The 17,747-nt window shown below is 74.7% G+C and carries 18 protein-coding genes; all 18 read right to left on the bottom strand.

Annotated features, from left to right (window positions below):
• Nucleotides 1-3 precede the first annotated feature (3 nt).
• Complete coding sequence (locus M8316_RS14610) at nt 4-966, bottom strand: tyrosine recombinase XerC (protein WP_250055703.1); 963 nt, start codon at nt 964-966, stop codon at nt 4-6.
• Entirely contained in the window at nt 963-2,246 is a 1,284-nt protein-coding gene (gene dprA / locus M8316_RS14605; RefSeq protein WP_250055701.1) for a DNA-processing protein DprA, read from the bottom strand. Before dprA ends, M8316_RS14610 begins: the two co-directional genes overlap by 4 nt.
• On the bottom strand, nt 2,243-3,853 hold the full coding sequence (locus M8316_RS14600; protein WP_250055699.1) for a YifB family Mg chelatase-like AAA ATPase: 1,611 nt from the start codon (nt 3,851-3,853) through the stop codon (nt 2,243-2,245). Before M8316_RS14600 ends, dprA begins: the two co-directional genes overlap by 4 nt.
• On the bottom strand, nt 3,853-4,242 hold the full coding sequence (locus tag M8316_RS14595) for a YraN family protein (protein ID WP_250055697.1): 390 nt from the start codon (nt 4,240-4,242) through the stop codon (nt 3,853-3,855). The genes M8316_RS14600 and M8316_RS14595 overlap by 1 nt, the downstream gene beginning before the upstream one ends.
• A gap of 166 nt (nt 4,243-4,408) precedes the next feature.
• Nucleotides 4,409-6,118, bottom strand: a complete 1,710-nt coding sequence (locus M8316_RS14590; protein WP_504928297.1) for a Tad domain-containing protein — start codon at nt 6,116-6,118, stop codon at nt 4,409-4,411.
• A gap of 56 nt (nt 6,119-6,174) precedes the next feature.
• Nucleotides 6,175-6,684 carry a TadE/TadG family type IV pilus assembly protein gene (locus M8316_RS14585; RefSeq protein WP_250055693.1) on the bottom strand — a complete coding sequence of 170 codons (510 nt, stop codon included), beginning with the start codon at nt 6,682-6,684 and terminating at the stop codon, nt 6,175-6,177.
• Between the two features lie 103 nt (nt 6,685-6,787).
• The gene (locus M8316_RS14580) at nt 6,788-7,096 is read right to left on the bottom strand and encodes a DUF2469 domain-containing protein (RefSeq protein WP_250055691.1); all 309 of its coding nucleotides are present in this window, start codon (nt 7,094-7,096) and stop codon (nt 6,788-6,790) included.
• Between the two features lie 93 nt (nt 7,097-7,189).
• Nucleotides 7,190-7,867: a ribonuclease HII gene (locus M8316_RS14575; RefSeq protein ID WP_250055689.1), complete on the bottom strand. Its 678-nt coding sequence runs from the start codon at nt 7,865-7,867 to the stop codon at nt 7,190-7,192.
• Between the two features lie 2 nt (nt 7,868-7,869).
• On the bottom strand, nt 7,870-8,691 hold the full coding sequence (gene lepB, locus M8316_RS14570; protein WP_250055687.1) for a signal peptidase I: 822 nt from the start codon (nt 8,689-8,691) through the stop codon (nt 7,870-7,872).
• A 68-nt stretch (nt 8,692-8,759) separates the two neighbouring features.
• The gene (gene rplS, locus M8316_RS14565; RefSeq protein WP_250055685.1) at nt 8,760-9,110 is read right to left on the bottom strand and encodes a 50S ribosomal protein L19; all 351 of its coding nucleotides are present in this window, start codon (nt 9,108-9,110) and stop codon (nt 8,760-8,762) included.
• Nucleotides 9,111-9,334: 224 nt separating this feature from the next.
• On the bottom strand, nt 9,335-10,507 hold the full coding sequence (trmD, locus tag M8316_RS14560; protein ID WP_250055683.1) for a tRNA (guanosine(37)-N1)-methyltransferase TrmD: 1,173 nt from the start codon (nt 10,505-10,507) through the stop codon (nt 9,335-9,337).
• Between the two features lie 13 nt (nt 10,508-10,520).
• Nucleotides 10,521-11,069 (bottom strand): ribosome maturation factor RimM, encoded by a 549-nt coding sequence (gene rimM / locus M8316_RS14555; protein WP_250055681.1) that lies wholly within the window; start codon nt 11,067-11,069, stop codon nt 10,521-10,523.
• Between the two features lie 181 nt (nt 11,070-11,250).
• Nucleotides 11,251-11,493, bottom strand: coding sequence for an RNA-binding protein (locus tag M8316_RS14550; RefSeq protein ID WP_250055680.1), 243 nt, complete (start codon nt 11,491-11,493; stop codon nt 11,251-11,253).
• Between the two features lie 5 nt (nt 11,494-11,498).
• A complete protein-coding gene (gene rpsP / locus M8316_RS14545; protein ID WP_250055678.1) occupies nt 11,499-11,945 on the bottom strand; it encodes a 30S ribosomal protein S16 in 447 nt (148 codons plus the stop codon).
• A gap of 198 nt (nt 11,946-12,143) precedes the next feature.
• The gene (locus M8316_RS14540) at nt 12,144-13,226 is read right to left on the bottom strand and encodes an amidohydrolase family protein (RefSeq protein WP_250055676.1); all 1,083 of its coding nucleotides are present in this window, start codon (nt 13,224-13,226) and stop codon (nt 12,144-12,146) included.
• Between the two features lie 49 nt (nt 13,227-13,275).
• Nucleotides 13,276-13,653: a hypothetical protein gene (locus M8316_RS14535; protein ID WP_250055673.1), complete on the bottom strand. Its 378-nt coding sequence runs from the start codon at nt 13,651-13,653 to the stop codon at nt 13,276-13,278.
• Nucleotides 13,654-13,771: 118 nt separating this feature from the next.
• Nucleotides 13,772-15,337 carry a signal recognition particle protein gene (gene ffh, locus M8316_RS14530; protein ID WP_250055672.1) on the bottom strand — a complete coding sequence of 522 codons (1,566 nt, stop codon included), beginning with the start codon at nt 15,335-15,337 and terminating at the stop codon, nt 13,772-13,774.
• An 83-nt stretch (nt 15,338-15,420) separates the two neighbouring features.
• Complete coding sequence (locus tag M8316_RS14525; protein WP_250055671.1) at nt 15,421-17,667, bottom strand: [protein-PII] uridylyltransferase; 2,247 nt, start codon at nt 17,665-17,667, stop codon at nt 15,421-15,423.
• Between the last annotated feature and the right edge of the window lie 80 nt (nt 17,668-17,747).

Raw genomic sequence — 17,747 nt, 5'->3', positions numbered from 1 at the left:
CGCTCAGGCGCGGGGGTGCGCCTGACGGTAGGCCCGACGCAGCCGGTCGGTGCTCACGTGCGTGTAGACCTGCGTGGTCGCCAGGGAGGCGTGCCCGAGCAGCTCCTGGACGGCGCGCAGGTCCGCCCCGCCCTCGAGCAGGTGGGTCGCGGCGGAGTGCCGCAGGCCGTGGGGCCCAACGTCGGGTGCGCCCGGCACCTGCTGGACCCGGCGGTGCACCAGCGTCCGCACCGCACGCTGGTCGAGCCGACCGCCACGGGCGCCGAGCAGCAGCGCCGGACCCGAGGACGGCGTGGCCAGCGAGGAGCGGCCGTGGCGCAGCCAGGCGTCCAGGGCGGCCGCCGCCGGGGCCCCGAACGGGACGCTGCGCTCCTTGCCGCCCTTGCCCAGGACGCGCAGCACCCTGCGGTCGTGGTCGACGTCGTCGAGGTCCAGCCCGACCAGCTCGCCGACCCGCACCCCCGTGGCGTAGAGCAGCTCCAGGGCGCAGACGTCGCGCAGGCCCAGGGCGCTGCCGTCGTCCGCCGCCTCGACGGCTGCCCGCAGGAGCGACTCGACCTCGTCGGCCCGCAAGATCGCCGGCAGGGTGCGGTGGGCCCGCGGGCTGGCCAGGGTCGCGCCGGGGTCGGCCGGGGCGCGGCCGCTGCGGGCGAGCCACCCGGTGAAGACCCGAGCGGCGGTGGCCCGGCGGGCCACCGTGGTGCGTGCTCCCCCGCGCGTCTGCTGGAGCGCGAGCCAGCTGCGCAGGGCGCGCAGGTCGAGCTCCTCCGGCCGGTCGATGCCCAGCCGGTGGGCGTGCACGAGCAGGGACGAGACGTCCCCCGTGTAGGCCCGGACGGTGTGGGGGCTCAGGTCGCGCTCGAGCCGGAGGTGGTCCTCGTAGTCACCGAGGACCCTGATCCACGTCTCGGGGAGCAGGTCCTCCGCGGCCTCCTGCCCACCCGCGTCCGCCGCCTCCTGGGTCACGCCGAGGAGTCTAGGAGCCCGTCGTCGGGAGCATCGGCGTCCTTGCCGGTGAGTCGGAACCCGGCCCCGTCCTGCTCGAGCAGGCCGCAGCGCACGAGACGCCCCAGCGCCGAGGTGACGCCGAGCGTGCTGACCCCGGCGGTGCGTGCCACGTGCGCCAGCTCGGCGGCACCCGAGAACGGCACCGCGTCCAGGACCTGCCGCTCGCGCACGGTGAGCCTGTCGCGCAGGGTCTGCGGGGAGCGCTCGGGCTCGACCAGGTGCTGGCCCGCACGGCCGAGGACCTCCAGGACGTCGGCGCCGTCGGTGACCAGGCTCGCCTCGCCCTCGCGCAGCAACCGGTGGGTGCCGCGCGAGGCCTCCGAGGTCACCGGGCCGGGCAGCGCCACGAGGTGGCGCCCCAGCCGGGTCGCCCAGTGCGCGGTGGAGAGGGCTCCGCTGCGCAGGGCGGCCTCGACCACCAGGGTCCCGTCCGTGAGAGCCGCGATCAGCCGGTTGCGCGAGAGGAAGCGGATGCGGCTGGGCGGCATGCCCGGTGCGGTCTCGGAGACGACGACGTGCTCGGCGGCGATGGCGTCGATGTAGCGCTCGTGCGCCTGGGGGTAGCCGCGGTCCACGCCGCAGGCGAGCACCGCCGCGGTCCGCCCCGCGGGTGCCGCGAGCGCGCCGCGGTGGGCGGCGATGTCCACGCCGAACGCGGCGCCGGAGACGACGGGCAGGCCGGCCCGGGCGACGTCGTGCGAGATCCGGGCGGCCTGGTCCGTCCCGTACGTGGTCGCCGAGCGGGCGCCCACCACCGCCAGTCCGGTGGCGAGGTCGTGCAGCCGCACCGGGCCCCGCGCCCACAGCCCCAGCGGCACGCCGCCGCGCTGGTGGGCGGAGCCCGCCCAGGCGAGGCCGTCGAGGCCTGCCGGCCACTCGGCGTCGCCGGGCACCACGAACCGGATGCCCGTCCGCTCCGCCCGCTCCAGCGCCCGTTCCGCGTCGGAGGCGGCCGCCCGGACGCGGGCATCGTCGGCGAGACCGCCCTCGGCAGTGCCGTCGAGCACCTGGCGGTAGAGCTCGGCCGCGCCCACGAGGGCCACGCCGGCGGCGACCCGCAGGTCGCCCGGCTCGGCGAGCAGGGCCAGGGCGGCCCGGTCGCGACGGTCGCGCTCGAGGTCCGCGGGGTCGGCGGGGTCGGCCCGGTGAGCGGCACGGTGAGCGGCGGCCGGTCGCGGGGGCACGGCGGTGCGAGCGCCGTCCAGCGAGGCGAACGGCAGGGGTGACTGCGTGCTCATCCGGCCACGCTCCCGGCGCCGTCGGGGCGGCGCAGGGTGGCCTCGAGCAGCGGCGCGCCCCGACGCAGCTGCAGGGCCACGTCCACCTCGGAGGACCCGGGCGGGCCCTCGCCGCCGCGCAGGTCGTGCACCGTCCAGGCCAGGCGGTGCACCCGCACCGCCCCGCGGCTGGTGAGCCGGCCGTCGGCGACGGCCGTGTGCAGCCGCTCCTCCGCCTCCGGCCCCAGCGGCCACTCCTCCCGCAGGACGGCGCCCGGCACGTGCCCGTTCAGCCGCCAGCCGAGCCCGGCGTAACGCCGGGCCTGCCGCTCCCGCGCTGCCGCCACGCGGGCGCGGACGGCCTCGGAGGACTCCGCCACCGCGAACCGGTCCCGGCGCTCGTGCGGGGCGAGCGGCTGCACGTGCCGGGTGATGTCGATGCGGTCGCTGACCGGGCCGGTCACCTTCGCCCGGTACTCGCGCCGGGCCACCGGCTTGCAGGAGCACTGGTCCAGCGCCGGGTCCGGGTGGTAGTCCCCGCAGGGGCAGGGGTTCGACGCCAGGACCACCAGCCCGCGCGCCGGGAGCGTGACCAGCTCCTCGGCGCGCGCGACCGTGATCTCCCCGTTCTCCAAGGGCTCGCGCAGCGCCTCGATGACGTCGGAGCGGAACAGCGGGAACTCGTCGAGCAGGAGCACGCCGGCGTGGGCCTTCGACAGCTCCCCCGGGCGCACCTGGCCCGAGCCGCCGCCCACGATGCTGGCCTTGCTGGCGTCGTGGTGCGGCGCGGCGTAGGGCGGGCGCCGGAGCAGGCCGCCGGAGGTGTCCAGCGCCCCGGCGAGGGAGTGGATCGCGGTGAGCTCCAGCGCCTCCTCGTCGGTGAGGTCGGGCAGGATCGTGGGCAGCCGCTCGGCGAGGGTCGTCTTGCCTGCGCCCTTGGGCCCCGAGAGCAGCAGGTGGTGCCCACCGGCCGCGGCCACCTCGAGGGCGTAGCGAGCGTCGGCCATGCCGAGGACGTCGGCGAGGTCGACCTCCTCGTGACGGGTCGAGCCGCGCCAGGCGAGCACGGACGCTCCCGCGCTGGAGGCGACCGGTGCCGCCTCGGGCACCTCCTCCCCCAGCAGCACGGCCACGACCTGCCTCAGGGAGCGCAGCCCCAGCACGGTGGTGCCGGGCACCAGCATGGCCTCCGCGGCCTGGGGCTCGGGCACGTAGACGGTGTGGATGCCGGCCTCGCGGGCCGCCAGCACCATCGGCAGCACCCCGGCCACCGGCCGCAGCCCACCGTCGAGGGTCAGCTCGCCGACGAACAGCGTGCCGTCGAGCGCGGCCGGGCGCAGCGACCCGTTCGCGGCGAGGACCGACAGCGCCATGGCGAGGTCGTAGTGGGTGCCCCGCTTGCGCAGGTCGGCCGGCGACAGCAGGACGGTGATCCGCTTCGTGGCCGGCCAGGGCAGGCCCGAGTTGATGATCGCCATGCGGCAGCGGTCGCGGGCCTCCGAGAGCGCCTGGTCGGGGCGGCCGACCAGCGTGGTGCCGACCTGGCCCGGCGAGACGTCGGACTGCACGTGCACGACGTGCCCAAGCGCGCCGTGCAACGAGACGGTGCGAGCGGTGGCGAACGGCATCAGACCAGCCCCCGCACGTGCTCGACGAGGGCCGGACCCCGGCGTGGGCGCCGGACCGCCACCAGGTCGACCCGCAGCGCCGGGGCACGCACGCCCCGGGCCTCCTGCCAGGCCTCCCCCAGCCGCACGAGCCGGCCCAGCTTCTCGCTGGTCACCGCCTCGTGCGGGGTGCCTCCGGTGGCGCCGGCGCGGGTCTTCACCTCGCAGACCACCAAGTCGTCGCCGTCGCGCAGGACGAGGTCGATCTCGCCCTCGGGGCAGCGCCAGTTGCGGTCGAGCAGGTGCATGCCCGCCTCGGTCAGGTGGGCGGCCGCCACCCGCTCCCCGTAGGCACCGAGCGCCTGGTGGGCGGTGGTCGGAGCGCCGGCCCCGTTGGTCTGTGTCGTCATCGCTGGACCTCCTGGGCACCCAGGCTGTCCGCTCCCGAGCCGCTGCGGGGTCCGCCCGCGACGCCCTGTGGAGGAGCCGTCCGCGCGGAGGTCCTGTGGACGACAGGTGGCCCGCCCGGCCGGTCCCGACGGCCGGTCCAGACGGTCCCCGACTCCCCCGGCTGTCTCAGCCGCGCAGCGCGGTCGCGCCGCAGTCCGGGCGCGGCACTCCCCACACGTCGCTGCCGTTGAGCGTCACGCCGAGCGCGTCGAGCAGCGGTTCAACGGTGGTGCTGACCAGCGTGTCCACCGCCGGCGTCACGACCTCGGACAGCAGCGCGGCCACCAGCGGGTCGGCCGCGGCGCCGGCCGGCAGGCCGAGGACGTCGAGGTCGACGGAGGTGGAGGTGACCAGGAACGAGGACGAGACGTCCCCGCCGGTGGCGACCGGGGACTCGTAGTCCGGCAGCGCGTCGAACGCCCCGACGGCGGTGCTGCTCGTCGGGTTCGCCGCCAGCTCCACGTGCACGGTGCCCTCGGCCAGCGGCGGGAGCAGGTCGAGCACCGGCTGCACGAGCAGCCGGTCCAGCGGGCCCAGCGAGGACAGGTCGGCGGAGAGGTCCGCCGCGACGTCGAGGTCGATCCCGATCGTGGCGAGCCCGTTCACCACGTCGACGGTGATCGCGTCGCCCAGGGCTGCAGCGCCGGCGCGGCCGCACTGCAGGTCGGTGAGGGTGCCGGTCGAGCCGGCCACCTCGAGGGCGAGCGCGACGTCGCCGTCCACCCCGGCGTCGACCGTGCCTACGCTCGCGAGGAGCGGGGCGACGACGGCGGTGACCCCGCCCGCCTCGAGGATCGCCTGGAGGGTAGAGGCGCCGAGGGTCAGCTCGGAGCCGGGGGCTCCGAGACCGCCGGTCACGTCGAGCCGGACCTGGGCCGTGGACGCGGTGGCCTGACCGGCCGGTCCGCAGCCCTGTCGCGGGGCCTCGACGACGGTGAGGGTCCCGTCCACCCCGGCCAGGCCGAGGGCGTTCACGCCGAGCGAGGGCACGGCGATCGCGTTCGTCCCGTTGGCCACGAGGATGGCGGAGGAGACCAGGTCGAGCGCGTCGATGCTGGTCTCGAGGGCCGAGTCGGCCCCCGGTGCCAGCGAGACGAGGTCGCCGACGCGCACGGTGAGGCCGGAGACGCCGGCGTTGATCGCCTCCAGGATCGACACGGCGGCGGCGTTGCCGGCCCCCGCTCGGAGCACGTCGGCCGCCGCCAGCGCCAGCTCGCCGAGGCCGACGGTGGTGTCGGCGAGCTCGTCGGCGGTGCCGGCGTCCAGCGCGACCGCGAGGTCGGCGAGCGAGACGTCGACGCCTGCCAGGCCCGTGTAGGAGATGCCGGTGACCGAGGCACCGCCGCCGAGCGCCTGGCCGAGCAGGGCGTCGAGGAGGACGGAGTCGGCCGTGTCGAGGCCCAGGGCGTAGGAGCCGAGGCGGAAGCAGGCCTGCGGCTGCACCGCGGCCACGGCCGAGCGCTGCGCGGCTCCGTCGCCGGGCCGGAAGGCGTAGGAGACCGAGCCGTGCGCGGTGACCCGCACCCCGTCGGGCTCCTGGGTGCCGGACGCGGGGCTGACCGCACCGGTCGCCTGGTCGACCATCACCAGCTCCACGTCGAGCGTCGGCGCCGTGCCCAGGACGTCGGAGTTGCGGCCGAGGCTGTCGGCGACGGCCGCCGACCAGTCCGGGTCGGCCTGGATCTCCGCGGCGGTCCGGCCGCGCAGGTCCCGCGCGAGGTCGAGGGCGACCACGTCCGCGACCGTCTGCATGTCCGAGCGGACGACCCGCTGCATCCCGAGGTCGACCGTGAAGGCGGCGCTGGCCACGAGCACGGTGAGCATCACCGCGACCATGGGCAGCACGCCGCCCCGCTCGTCGCGCCGGGAACGCCGGGGACGCTGGTGACGCCTCACGAGACCCGCACCTGGGTGCTGAAGGCGAGCGAGTCGGGCACGAGGGCGTCCATGAGCGGGAGCACCGGGAAGGTGGGGTGCTCGCGGTAGTGGTAGTCCAGCGCCACCTCGGCGCACACGACGGTGCCGCACGGGACCTCCGTGACCGTGCAGGTGCCGACCGCCTCGCCGTCGCGGGTGAGCACCCCGCCGGCGCAGCTGACGTCGTAGGGCTCCAGGGCGGAGCTGACGGCGGCCTCGGCGTCCGTCTGGCGCTGCGAGGCCACGACGGTGACGGCCGCGGCCCGCGCCCCCTCGGCGGCCGCCTGCGTGAGCCCCTGCCGGAACGACAGCATCATCCCGTAGGTGATGATCCCGAACAGCAGGAGGAGCAGCACCGGCAGCACGAGCGCCATCTCGACGGCGGCGGCGCCCCGGTCCGGCCGCGCACCGGCCCGGCGTGGGCCCCGGGCGCGCTCGGCACCTCGGGGTGCGGGCGCGACGCGGGGGGAACGTCTGCCGGGCATGGGGGGTCCTCCGTGCTCGTGACGGCTCCCGGGTGGGGGTCCCGGGGTCCTCCTCACACTAGGACGCGCGTCACGCCCGTGGGCCGAACATGACCCGAACGGACTACTTCTCCGGCAGATCCATGTCCGATGGGTTGAGCTCCTCGACGTTCACGTCCTTGAAGGTCAGGACCTTGACGCCCTTGGCGAACCGCGCGGGCCGGTACATGTCCCACACCCAGCAGTCGGTCATGGAGACCTCGAAGAACACCTCGCCGGCCTCGGTGCGGGCCTTCACGTCCACCGCGTTGCACAGGTAGAAGCGGCGGTCGGTCTCCACCACGTACTTGAAGATCCCGACGACGTCGCGGTACTCGCGGTAGAGCGTCAGCTCCATCTCCGCCTCGTACCGCTCCAGGTCCTCCGTGCTCACGTCCGCTCCTCGTCGTCAGTGCCTGCGTCCGGTCGCCGCGCGCCCGGTGCCCCGGTGCTCCGGGCAGGCGGTGTGCGGCGGTGTCGTCGGTGCTCAGCCTTCCACGTCCTCGTCGCCGAGGGGCTCCAGACCCGCGGCACGACGCACGTTGACGAAGCGCATCCGGTGCACCGAGGACGGCCCGTGCTCGGTCAGGGCAGCGGTGTGGGCTGCGGTGATGTAGCCCTTGTGCACCTCGAAGCCGTACTGCGGGTGCTCGAGCGCGAGACCGTCCATGATCCGGTCACGCGTGACCTTCGCGATCACCGAGGCCGCGGCCACGCAGCCTGCGACCCGGTCGCCCTTCCACACCGCGAGCGTGGGGGTGGCCAGCCCGTCGACGGGGAACCCGTCGGTGAGGACGTAGGCGGGCCTGACGTCGAGCAGCGCCACCGCGCGGCGCAGCGCCTCGATGTTGGCCACGTGCATGCCGAGCCGGTCGCACTCCTCGTGGCCGACGACCACGACGGACCACGACAGGGCACGACGCACCACCTGCTCGTAGCAGCGCTCGCGGGCCCGTGCGGTCAGCAGCTTGGAGTCGGCCAGGCCCGGCACCTCCCCGTGCGGGCGCAGCACGCAGGCGGCCGCGACCAGCGGCCCCGCGCAGGCGCCGCGCCCCGCCTCGTCCACGCCGGCGACGGTCTCGAGGCCGCGGCGGCGCAGCGCGCGCTCGTAGCCGTAGAGCCCGGCGTCGCGGCGCACGGTGGTGCCGGTGGGCAGGGTGGACACGCTCAGCGCCCCTCCCCCGCGCCGGCCGTCCCGTCGGCCGAGTCCTGGGCCGACTCATGGGCGGCAGGGACGGCGGCCAGCACGTCCGCGCCGTCGAGGCCACCGAAGCGGGACGCCGGCCAGGCCACGCCGAGGACGCGGCCGACGACGTCGTCGACGGGCACCCACTCGTGCCCCTCGACGCAGTCGGTGACCGCGTCGCTGCACATGCGCACCGAGGAGTCGGCGCTGGCGGAGCGGTGGTCACCCATCACGAAGAGCATCCCGTCCGGCACCGGGCCGGCGGTCCAGTCGCACGTCCCGGTCATCGGGCCGTAGCACTCGGCGTCGTCGACGAGGGCGTACTGCGTCTCGTCCACGGCCACGCCGTTGACCTCGAGGCGACCCCGGTCGTCGCAGCAGTGGACGACATCGCCGGCGACGCCGACGACCCGCTTGACCAGGTGGTCGTCCTCCGAGGCCAGGCCCACGGCTCGCAGCAGGCCGACCAGGACGCCGGCGTCCTGCTCGTCGGCGCCCTCCAGCCACCCGCCGGGGTCGGAGAAGACGACGACGTCGCCCCGGGTGATCTCCTCCCCCGTCCAGGAGCCCCAGCGCTCGACCACCAGGCGGTCCCCTACCTCCAGGGTCGGCTCCATCGAGCTGCTGGGCACGAAGAACGCCTGGGCGACGAACGACTTCACGACCAGCGCGACGGCCACCGCACCGACCAGCAGCAGGGTCGCCGAGCCCAGACGGCGCAGCGGCGAGCGGTGCCGCGTGGCTTCCGGAACGCCGACACCCCGGACCTGCAGGTCCGGGGTGTCGGTCGGGTCGCTGCTCACGGGTCCTACGGTCCCACGCCGCCGGTGACGGCGGCCGGGCGCCCGCCCGTGGGGGCGGCTCGCGGGGCTCAGGCCTCGCGGCGCTCCTTGATCTTGGCGGCCTTGCCGCGCAGGTTGCGCAGGTAGTACAGCTTGGCGCGACGGACGTCACCGCGGGTCACGACCTCGATGGACTCGAAGATCGGGGAGTGCAGCGGGAAGGTGCGCTCGACACCGACGCCGAAGGAGACCTTGCGGACGGTGAAGGTGCGGCCGATGCCGGAGCCGTGGACGCGGATGACGACGCCCTGGAAGACCTGGACGCGGGAGCGGTTGCCCTCGACGACCTTGACGTGGACCTTGACGGTGTCGCCGGCGCGGAAGGCCGGCAGGTCGTCGCGCTTGGCGGCGGCGCCGATCTCGGTGATCGCGTTGCTCATGGTGTCTCCTCGCGAGTGCCACAGGTCAGCCGCGGAATCAGTACGGTTCGGGGTGCTGCGGCCCGGTGCTCGATGGTCGGGATGCGCCGGAGCCCCCTGTGGCAGGAACCTGCGCGAGCCCCCCGTGCGTTCCTCGGGGCTGCCCTTCGACCGACCAGGCCGACGGTTGAGTCTGCCACAGCGCGGCAGGGACGGTGAAATCCGCTGACCAGTGCGGGAGCCGCTCAGCGACGGCGTCGCGGCTTGCTCAGCAGCACCGGCCCGGAGGGACCGTCGTAGGTCTCCACGACGCGGAAGCCGGCCCGCTTGTAGCGGCGCAGGTTCGCCTCCGAGTGCTTGCCGGTGACGAGGGTGAACCGCTCGACCTCGGCGGGGGCAACCGTCTGGGCGTGCTCGAGCAGGGCCCGGCCGAGGCCGCGTCCGCGCAGGTCGGGGGCGGCCATCAGCCGGCCGATCTCCCAGGTGGCGGGCTCGTCCGGCACCCGGCGCCCGCGGACGGAGCCGACGAGCCGGCCCGCGGCGCGCACCACGTAGGTGTCCCACTGCTCGATCCCGGCCAGCACGTCGTCGATGTCCTCGTGCAGGGGCGGGATGGTGAGGTCGTCGTTGACGAGCGCCTCGGTGACCCAGCAGGCCAGCTGGAGCGTCAGCAGCTCCGGGGCGTCGGCGGGGGTCGCGGGCACGACCTCCCAACCGTCCTCGCCGCCCGCGAGGGCGCTGGCGTGCAGCAGGTCGGGCCGACGGGCCGCCGTCCGCTCGCGCGCCTGCTCCTCGCGCCACGCGGCGATCGCGCCGTGGTTGCCGCCCATCAGCACGGGCGGGACCTCGTGACCGCGCCAGGCGGCAGGCTTGGTGTAGACGGGGTACTCCAGCAGCCCGTCGGTGTGCGACTCCTCGACCAGCGAGGCCGCGTTGCCCATGAACCCGGGCAGCAGCCGGACGACGGCCTCGGTGACCGCGAGCGCGGCGACCTCACCGCCGTTGAGTACATAGTCGCCGAGCGAGACCTCGACCAGCTCGGCACGCTCCGCCGCATGGTCGAGCACCCGCTGGTCGATGCCCTCGTAACGGCCGCAGAGGAAGACGAGCCGCTCCCGTGTGGCCAGGTCGGCGGCCAGCGCCTGGGTCAGGGGGCGCCCCGACGGCGTGGGGACGACGACGGTCGCGCCGTCGACCTCGAGGGCGTCGAGCGCCTCCCCGAGCGGCTCGGGCTTCATCACCATGCCGGCGCCACCGCCGTAGGGGGTGTCGTCGACGGTGCGGTGCCGGTCGTGGGTGAAGTCGCGCAGGTCGTGCACGTGCAGCTCGAGCAGCCCGCTGGCCACGGCCTTGCCGGGCAGCGACAGCTGCAGCGGCGCGAGGTAGTCGGGGAAGATCGAGACGTAGTCCAGTCGCACGGGTCGGCTCGTCTCAGTCCTCGTCCGGCAGCGGCACGAGCAGCCCCGGACGGTCGGCGACGACCACGCGGCCGGCCTCGAGGTCGACCTCGGGCACCAGGGCGGTCACGAAGGGCACCAGCCGCTCGCCGTGGGCGGTGCGGACCGCGAGCAGGTCCTGCGCTCCCCCGTGGACGAGGCGGACGACCGTGCCGTGCTCGGTGCCGTCGGTGTCGAGCACCGTGAGCCCCTCGAGCTGGTGGTCGTAGAACTCCTCGGGGTCCTCCGGGGAGTCGTGGACGGCGATCGTGGCGTGCAGCAGCACCCCGCGCACCGCCTCGGCGGCGGTGCGGTCGGCGACCTCCTCGAAACGCACCAGCAGCACGCCGGTGTGCATCCGGGCCCGGGCCACCGTGAGGCGAGTGCCGGTGAACGCGGAGCCGCGCGGGGCCTCGGCGCGCAGGACGGCCCCGGGGGCGAAGCGCAGCTCCGGCGAGTCCGTGCGGACGTCGACGGTGACGTCGCCGCGGATGCCGTGGGGCTTGCCGAGGCGGCCGACGAGGACCTCGATGGTCTCGCTCACGCAGGTGCCTTTCGATCTGTGACGAGCCGGATGGGGCCCGGAGGTGGTGCGGACGTCATGCGGAGCGGACGCAGTCTCCCTCAGACGTATGACGTCCCGGGAAGCAGACGACCCGCACGACGCAGCGGGAGGGCTGCGTCGTGCGGGTCGGTGCCTGCGGTGCCGGCGGCGCTGACCGAGGTCAGCGGCGGCGGTCGGTGTCGACGAAGTCGACGCGAGCGCCGTCCTTGCCGGCGAGGGCGCTCATCACGGTGCGGAAGGCCGTGGCGGTGCGGCCGTGGCGGCCGATCACCTTGCCCAGGTCGTCCGGGTGCACGCGGACCTCGAGGAGCGAGCCGCGACGGAGCTGCTTGTCCCGCACGGAGACCTCGTCGGGGTTGTCCACGATGCCGCGCACCAGGTGCTCGAGCGCCTCGGCGAGCACGACGCTCAGGCCTCGCCCTCGGTCGCGGCGGGCTCCTCGGCCTTCTCCTCGGCCTTCTTCTCGGCCTTGGGCTCGCTCTTCTTGGCGGTCACGGCCTCGGCGTTGGAGCCGTGGGCCTCCTTGAGCGCCTCGTTGAACAGGGCGAGCTTGTCGGGCTTGGGAGCAGCGGTCTTCAGGGTGCCCTCGGTGCCCGGGAGGCCCTTGAACTTCTGCCAGTCACCGGTGATCTTGAGGATGGCCTCGACGGCCTCGGTCGGCTGCGCGCCGACACCCAGCCAGTACTGGGCCCGGTCGGAGGTGACCTCGATGAACGAGGGGTCCTCCTTGGGGTGGTACTTGCCGATCTCCTCGATCACCTTGCCGTCGCGCTTCTTGCGCGAGTCGACGATGACGATGCGGTACTGCGGCACCCGGATCTTGCCCAGGCGCTTGAGACGGATCTTGACGGCCACGGTTGTGGTGTCTCCTCAACAGGTCGTGTGGGGTGAGGGTCCGCCGCCAGGTGGGGAACCGTAGGCGAGACCTCGATGGGCTCTGCGTCGGCGGAGTGAGAGGGTTCCCCCGACGCAGGACTCAGCCGACTATGTTGCCACGAGTCTCCCCCGGTGGGTAATCGCGCCCGGCCCCGCACGGGCGGGGCCCGCCGGCGCTCAGGGACGCCGGACCACGACCTGCCCGCGCAGCACCACGCAGGCGGGCTCGGCCAGCACGGACGGGTCGGCCACGGGGTCCCGGTCCAGGACCACGAAGTCGGCCTGCGCACCCTCCTCGATGCCTGCGAAGCCCAGCCAGGCGCGCCCCTTCCAGGACGCGGCGGCGACCACCTCGGCCGCGGGCAGGCCCATGGCGATCATCGCCTCGATCTCCTCCGCGAGGTACCCGTGCCGGCCGGTGCCGCCGCCGTCCGAGCCCACGAACAGGTCGACGCCCGCCTCGTGGGCGGCCAGGAGCACCTCGCGACGCTGGGCGTACAGCTCGTCCATGGTCGCGGAGTAGGCGGGGAACCGGCCGCGGCCCTGGGCGGCGAACTCGGGGAACTTGCCGGTCTGGAGCACGGTCGGCACCAGCGCCACCCCGGCGGCGGCCATCCGGTCGAGCTGGTCGACCGAGAGGCCCGTGCCGTGCTCGAGGCAGTCGATGCCGGCGTCCAGGAGGCCCTCGAGGACCTCCCGCCCGAAGCAGTGCGCGGTGACCTTCGCGCCCTCGGCGTGCGCGGCGGCGATGGCCGCGGCGAAGGTGTCGGGGGCGAAGGACGGGGCGAGGTCGCCGCTCTCCCGCGAGATCCAGTCCCCCACCAGCTTCACCCAGCCGTCGCCGGACCGGGCCTCGCGCGCCACGGTCGCCGCCAGGTCCTCCGGCTCGACCTCGTGGGCGTAGTGGCGGATGTAGCGACGGGTCCGCGCGACGTGCCGGCCGGCGCGCAGCAGCACGGGCAGGTCCTCGCGCTCCTGCACCCACCGGGTGTCGGCGGGCGAGCCGCAGTCGCGCAGCAGCAGGACGCCGGTGTCGCGGTCGGCCAGGGCCTGCGCCTCGACCTCCGCGGGGTCCTCCACCGCTCCCCCGTCCTCCAGCCCGAGGTGGTTGTGGGCGTCCACCAGGCCGGGCAGCAGCCAGCCGTCGGCGACGTGCTCGGCGCCCGGCTGGGGCTCGAACGTCACCCGACCGTCCACGACGAAGACGTCGCGGGGCTCGCCGTCGGGCAGGACAGGTCCGGAGAACCGCAGCGCGCTCATGGCCCGACCGTAGCGGGCGTCACACCGGCGCGCAGGGGGCCGCGGGTCCTCAGGAGCCCAGCCGGTCCAGCAGCCACGTCGGGCCCACCACGTCCGCGCCGACGCCGTGCAGGTTGGCGCCGAGCGCGCGGTCGGCGGTCACGGCCAGGACCCGGCGTCCCTTCTCGACCCGCTTGCGGGCCTCCGCGAGGATCGTGGAGTCGCCGTCCTTGGGGGCGTGCACGACCCGCACGTGGGCGTCCTTGCCGGGCTTGACCCCGGCCTTGGCGCCGCCCTCCAGCACGAGGACGATCTCCTCGCCCGGCACGTCGGCCACGAGCAGCGCCTCGTGCAGGCGCACCGCGGCGCCCGCGCGGTCCTTCCACCAGCCGTCGGCCTTCGCACCCACGACGTTGGCGGCGTCGATGACGACGGTCAGTGCGGCCACGTCGTGTCCTCTCGCCGACCGGGTCTCGACTCGCCTCGCGCGGCCCCTCGCAGGCTCACGTCCGCGGGCTCGCTCGACCTGCGTTCGCGACGCCCGCCTCGCAGGCTCGGCGGGCTGCTCACTTCAGGAACTTGGAGAAGTCCTTGGGCAGGTTCAGGTCGGCCGCGGCCTGCTCGTAGTCGATGGGGGCGTCGCCACCGAACGGGTTGCTGCCCGTCTTCGCGGGGTTGCCCGGCTTCTTCGCGCCGGCCTTGGCCGGGTTGCCGGAACCGCGCTTGGCACCCTTGCCCTTGCGGGGCTGCTGCTTGGCCTTGCCCCGCTTGCCGGGCCCGGGCATCCCCGGCATCCCGGGCATGCCCGGCATCCCCGGCATGCCGCCGCCCTTGGCCATCGACATCATCATCTTGCGGGCCTCGAAGAACCGGTCCACGAGCTGGTTGACGTCGGTGACGGTGCGACCGCACCCGGCCGCGATGCGCTTGCGGCGCGAGCCGTCGATCATCTTCGGGTTCGCGCGCTCGCCGGGCGTCATCGACTGGATGATCGCCTGCACGCGGTCGATCTCGCGCTCGTCGAAGTTCTCCAGCTGCTCGCGGAACTGCCCCATCCCGGGCAGCATCCCCATGATCTTCGACATCGAGCCGAGCTTGCGCAGCTGCTGCATCTGCTCGAGGAAGTCGTCCAGGGTGAACTCGCCGCCCTGACCGGTCAGCTTCGCCGCGGCCTTGGCGGCCTGCTCGGCGTCGAAGGCCTTCTCGGCCTGCTCGATCAGCGTGAGGACGTCACCCATGTCCAGGATGCGCGAGGCCATCCGGTCGGGGTGGAAGAGGTCGAAGTCGGTCATCTTCTCGCCGTTGGAGGCGAACATGACCGGCTTGCCGGTGAGCGAGGCGATGGAGAGCGCCGCACCACCGCGGGCGTCACCGTCGAGCTTGGTGAGCACCACCGCGTCGTAGCCGACGCCCTCGAGGAACGCCTGGGCGGTCGTGACCGCGTCCTGGCCGATCATCGCGTCGACGACGAAGAGGACCTCGTCGGGGTTCACGGCGGTGCGGATGTCGGCCGCCTGCTGCATCAGCTCGGCGTCGATGCCCAGACGGCCGGCCGTGTCGACGATGACCACGTCGTGCAGCGTCCGCTTGGCCTCCTCGATGGAGGCGCGGGCCACCGACACCGGGTCGCCGACGCCGTTGCCCGGCTCGGGGGCGAAGACCGGCACGCCGACCCGGCCACCGTTGACCTGGAGCTGGTTGACGGCGTTGGGGCGCTGGAGGTCGGCGGCCACGAGCAGCGGGGTCTTGCCCTGCTCCTTGAGCCACAGCGCCAGCTTCGCCGCGAGCGTGGTCTTGCCGGCACCCTGGAGGCCGGCCAGCATGATGACGGTCGGGCCGTTCTTGGCGTAGCGCAGGCGACGGGTCTCGCCGCCGAGGATCGCCACGAGCTCCTCGTGGACGATCTTGACGACCTGCTGGGCGGGGTTCAGCGCACCGCTGACCTCCTCGCCCCGCGCCCGCTCCTTGACCGCGGCCACGAACTCCTTGACCACGGGCAGGGCGACGTCCGCCTCCAGCAGCGCGATGCGGATCTCGCGCGCGGTGGCGTCGATGTCCGCCTCGGAGAGCCGGCCCTTCCCCCGGAGGTTCTTGAAGGTGTCGGCGAGGCGGTCGGACAGGGTGGCGAACACAGGGTCCCTCGTGGAGTCGGTGGGTGGAGCGTGGAGCGGCGAACGACCGGGCACGCACGGGTGCCCGGGCTCGGTGGCCCAGCCTACCTACCGCGTGCGCCGGAACCGGTGCCCGCGCCTCCGGCGAGGGCCGCGCGCACCGCGTGAGCAGCGTCGGCGGCCCTGACCTCGGAGAGCACGCCCGCGTGGGCCTCCTGCAGGTAGAAGACGTCGACGGCCTGCGGGCCGAGGGTGTCGACGTGGGCGCTGCGCACGTCGATGTCCATCGCGGCCAGCGTGGTGCACACCAGGTAGACCACGCCCGGCTGGTCGGCCGCACGGACCTCCAGCACCGTGGACGTGGTCGAGGCGTCGCCCCGGACCTGCACCGTGGGCGCCAGCTTCACGGGGTCGTGGATGCGCAGCCGGTCGGCCGGCGTCATCCGCCCCTCGAAGATGGCGGAGAGCTTGGAGCGCAGGAACCCGACGTCGACGGTCTCCTGGCCGACCTCCCAGCGCGAGACCCCGACGCCGTCCTGGTGCCAGACGCGGGCCGAGCGGACGGGGATGCGGTTGAGCGCGAACAGCCCGGCCAGGTCGGCGAGCAGGCCCACCCTGTCCGGGGCCAGCACCTCGACGAGGCAGCCACCCGCGGCGGCCGTGTCGACCGTGATCGTGAACCCGCCCTCCAGCACCTCGCGGGGCACGTCCACCTCGGGCGTGTCGGGGGACTCCGGCAGCCGGCCCTCCTCCAGCGCCCGCCGCACCTTCCCCGACAGGTCGAGCACGAGCCGCGCGCGCCACGAGGACCACGCCTGCGGCGACGCGGCCTTCGCGTCGGCCTCGGTCAGGGCCGTGAGCAGCTCGAGGGCCTCGGGAGTCTCGACGTGCCGCGCGACCAGCTCGACGGTGGCCGGGTCGTCGGGGTCCCGGGTGGTCGCCGTCTCCGAGAGCAACAGGTGCCAGCGCACCAGCTGGGCGATCAGCTCCACGCAGCTCGCCGAGAAGCCCATGCGCTGGGCGACCTCGCGGGCGACCGGCTCACCGGCGACGCTGTGCTCGGTGAGCCCGCCCTTGCCGATGTCGTGCAGCAGCGCCGCGACCATGAGGACGTCGGGGCGGCCGACGTGCCGGATCAGGCCCGAGGCCTCGATGCACGTCTCGACGACGTGCCGGTCGACGGTGAAGCGGTGGATGGCGGAGGCGTGCGGCAGCAGCCGGATGCGCTCCCACTCGGGCAGGATCTTGCCCAGGGCGCCGGTCTCCTCCAGCGTCTCCCACACGGGCAGCAGGCTGGGCCCGGCGGCCAGGAGGCGGACCAGCAGCTGGCGCGCCTCCTCGGGCCACGGGTCCGGCAGCGCCGCCGCGTCCCGGGCCAGCCGTCCGGCCGTGGGCGGGGCGAGGAGGAGGTCGCGCTCGGCGGCCTCGGCCGCGGCGCGCAGGAGGAGCAGCGGGTCCTTGCGCGGGTCGGCGCCGCGGTCCAGGACGATCTCGGCGCCCGAGAGCGCGACGCCGGGCGCGACCCGCTCGAGCTGCGGGCGCCGCGGGGCGGTGGCCCTCGGGCGACGCAGGACGTCGTCCACGCGCCGCCAGGACAGCCGGGACAGGTGGGCGATGCGTCGGCCCAGGCCACGGACGTGGACCTGCGCGGAGCGCGCGTCCGGGAGGTCGAGCCCGGTGGCCAGGTCGCTCCACATCTCGGGGCTGATCCGGTCCACCCCGCGTCCGGCGGAGGCGTGGACGAGGTCGCGGACGTCGAGCAGGGCCAGGCGGCTGGCCTCGAGGTCGGCGTGCGGCACGTCGACCAGCCACGTCGCGGTGAGGGCCTTGAGGATGGTGGCGTCGCGCAGGCCGCCTGCGGACTCCTTGATGTCGGGCACCGAGCGGTGCCCGAGCTCGCCGGAGAGCTCGTGGCGCTTGCGCACCATGGCCTGGAGGTCGGGCAGGCGCTCGCGCGCGTCCCGGCGCCACTGCGCCAGCACGGCCGTGCGCAGCCGCAGGGTCAGGTTGGGGTCGCCGGCCAGGTGGCGGATGTCGAGGAGGCCGAGGGCGACCTTGAGGTCGCCGGCCGCGGCCGTGAGCATCTCGGGCAGGAGCCGCACGGAGTGGTCGAGGTTCACGCCGGAGTCCCACAGCGGGTACCAGACCTGCGAGGCGACCTCGCCGGGGTCGGTCGACTCGTCGTGGACGAGGACGACGTCCAGGTCCGAGTACGGGGCGAGCTCGCGGCGGCCGTAGCCGCCGACCGCGATCAGGGCCATGCCCTGGGTCGTGCCGCCCGCCTTCTCGTAGGCGTTCTCGGCGAGCTGGTCGGCCTCGGCGGTGCGCTGGAGACGCTCCTCGGCGGTCATCGTTCCCTTTCCCGGGGTGCGGTCGCCGGGTCACCCGGGACCCGGGTCGACCTGGTGGAAGCACACGACGCCCGCCCCGC

Source organism: Nocardioides bruguierae (genome assembly GCF_023554635.1).
In the GTDB taxonomy this organism is placed as follows: domain Bacteria; phylum Actinomycetota; class Actinomycetes; order Propionibacteriales; family Nocardioidaceae; genus Nocardioides; species Nocardioides bruguierae.
This window is presented reverse-complemented; position numbering and strand designations above follow the sequence as displayed.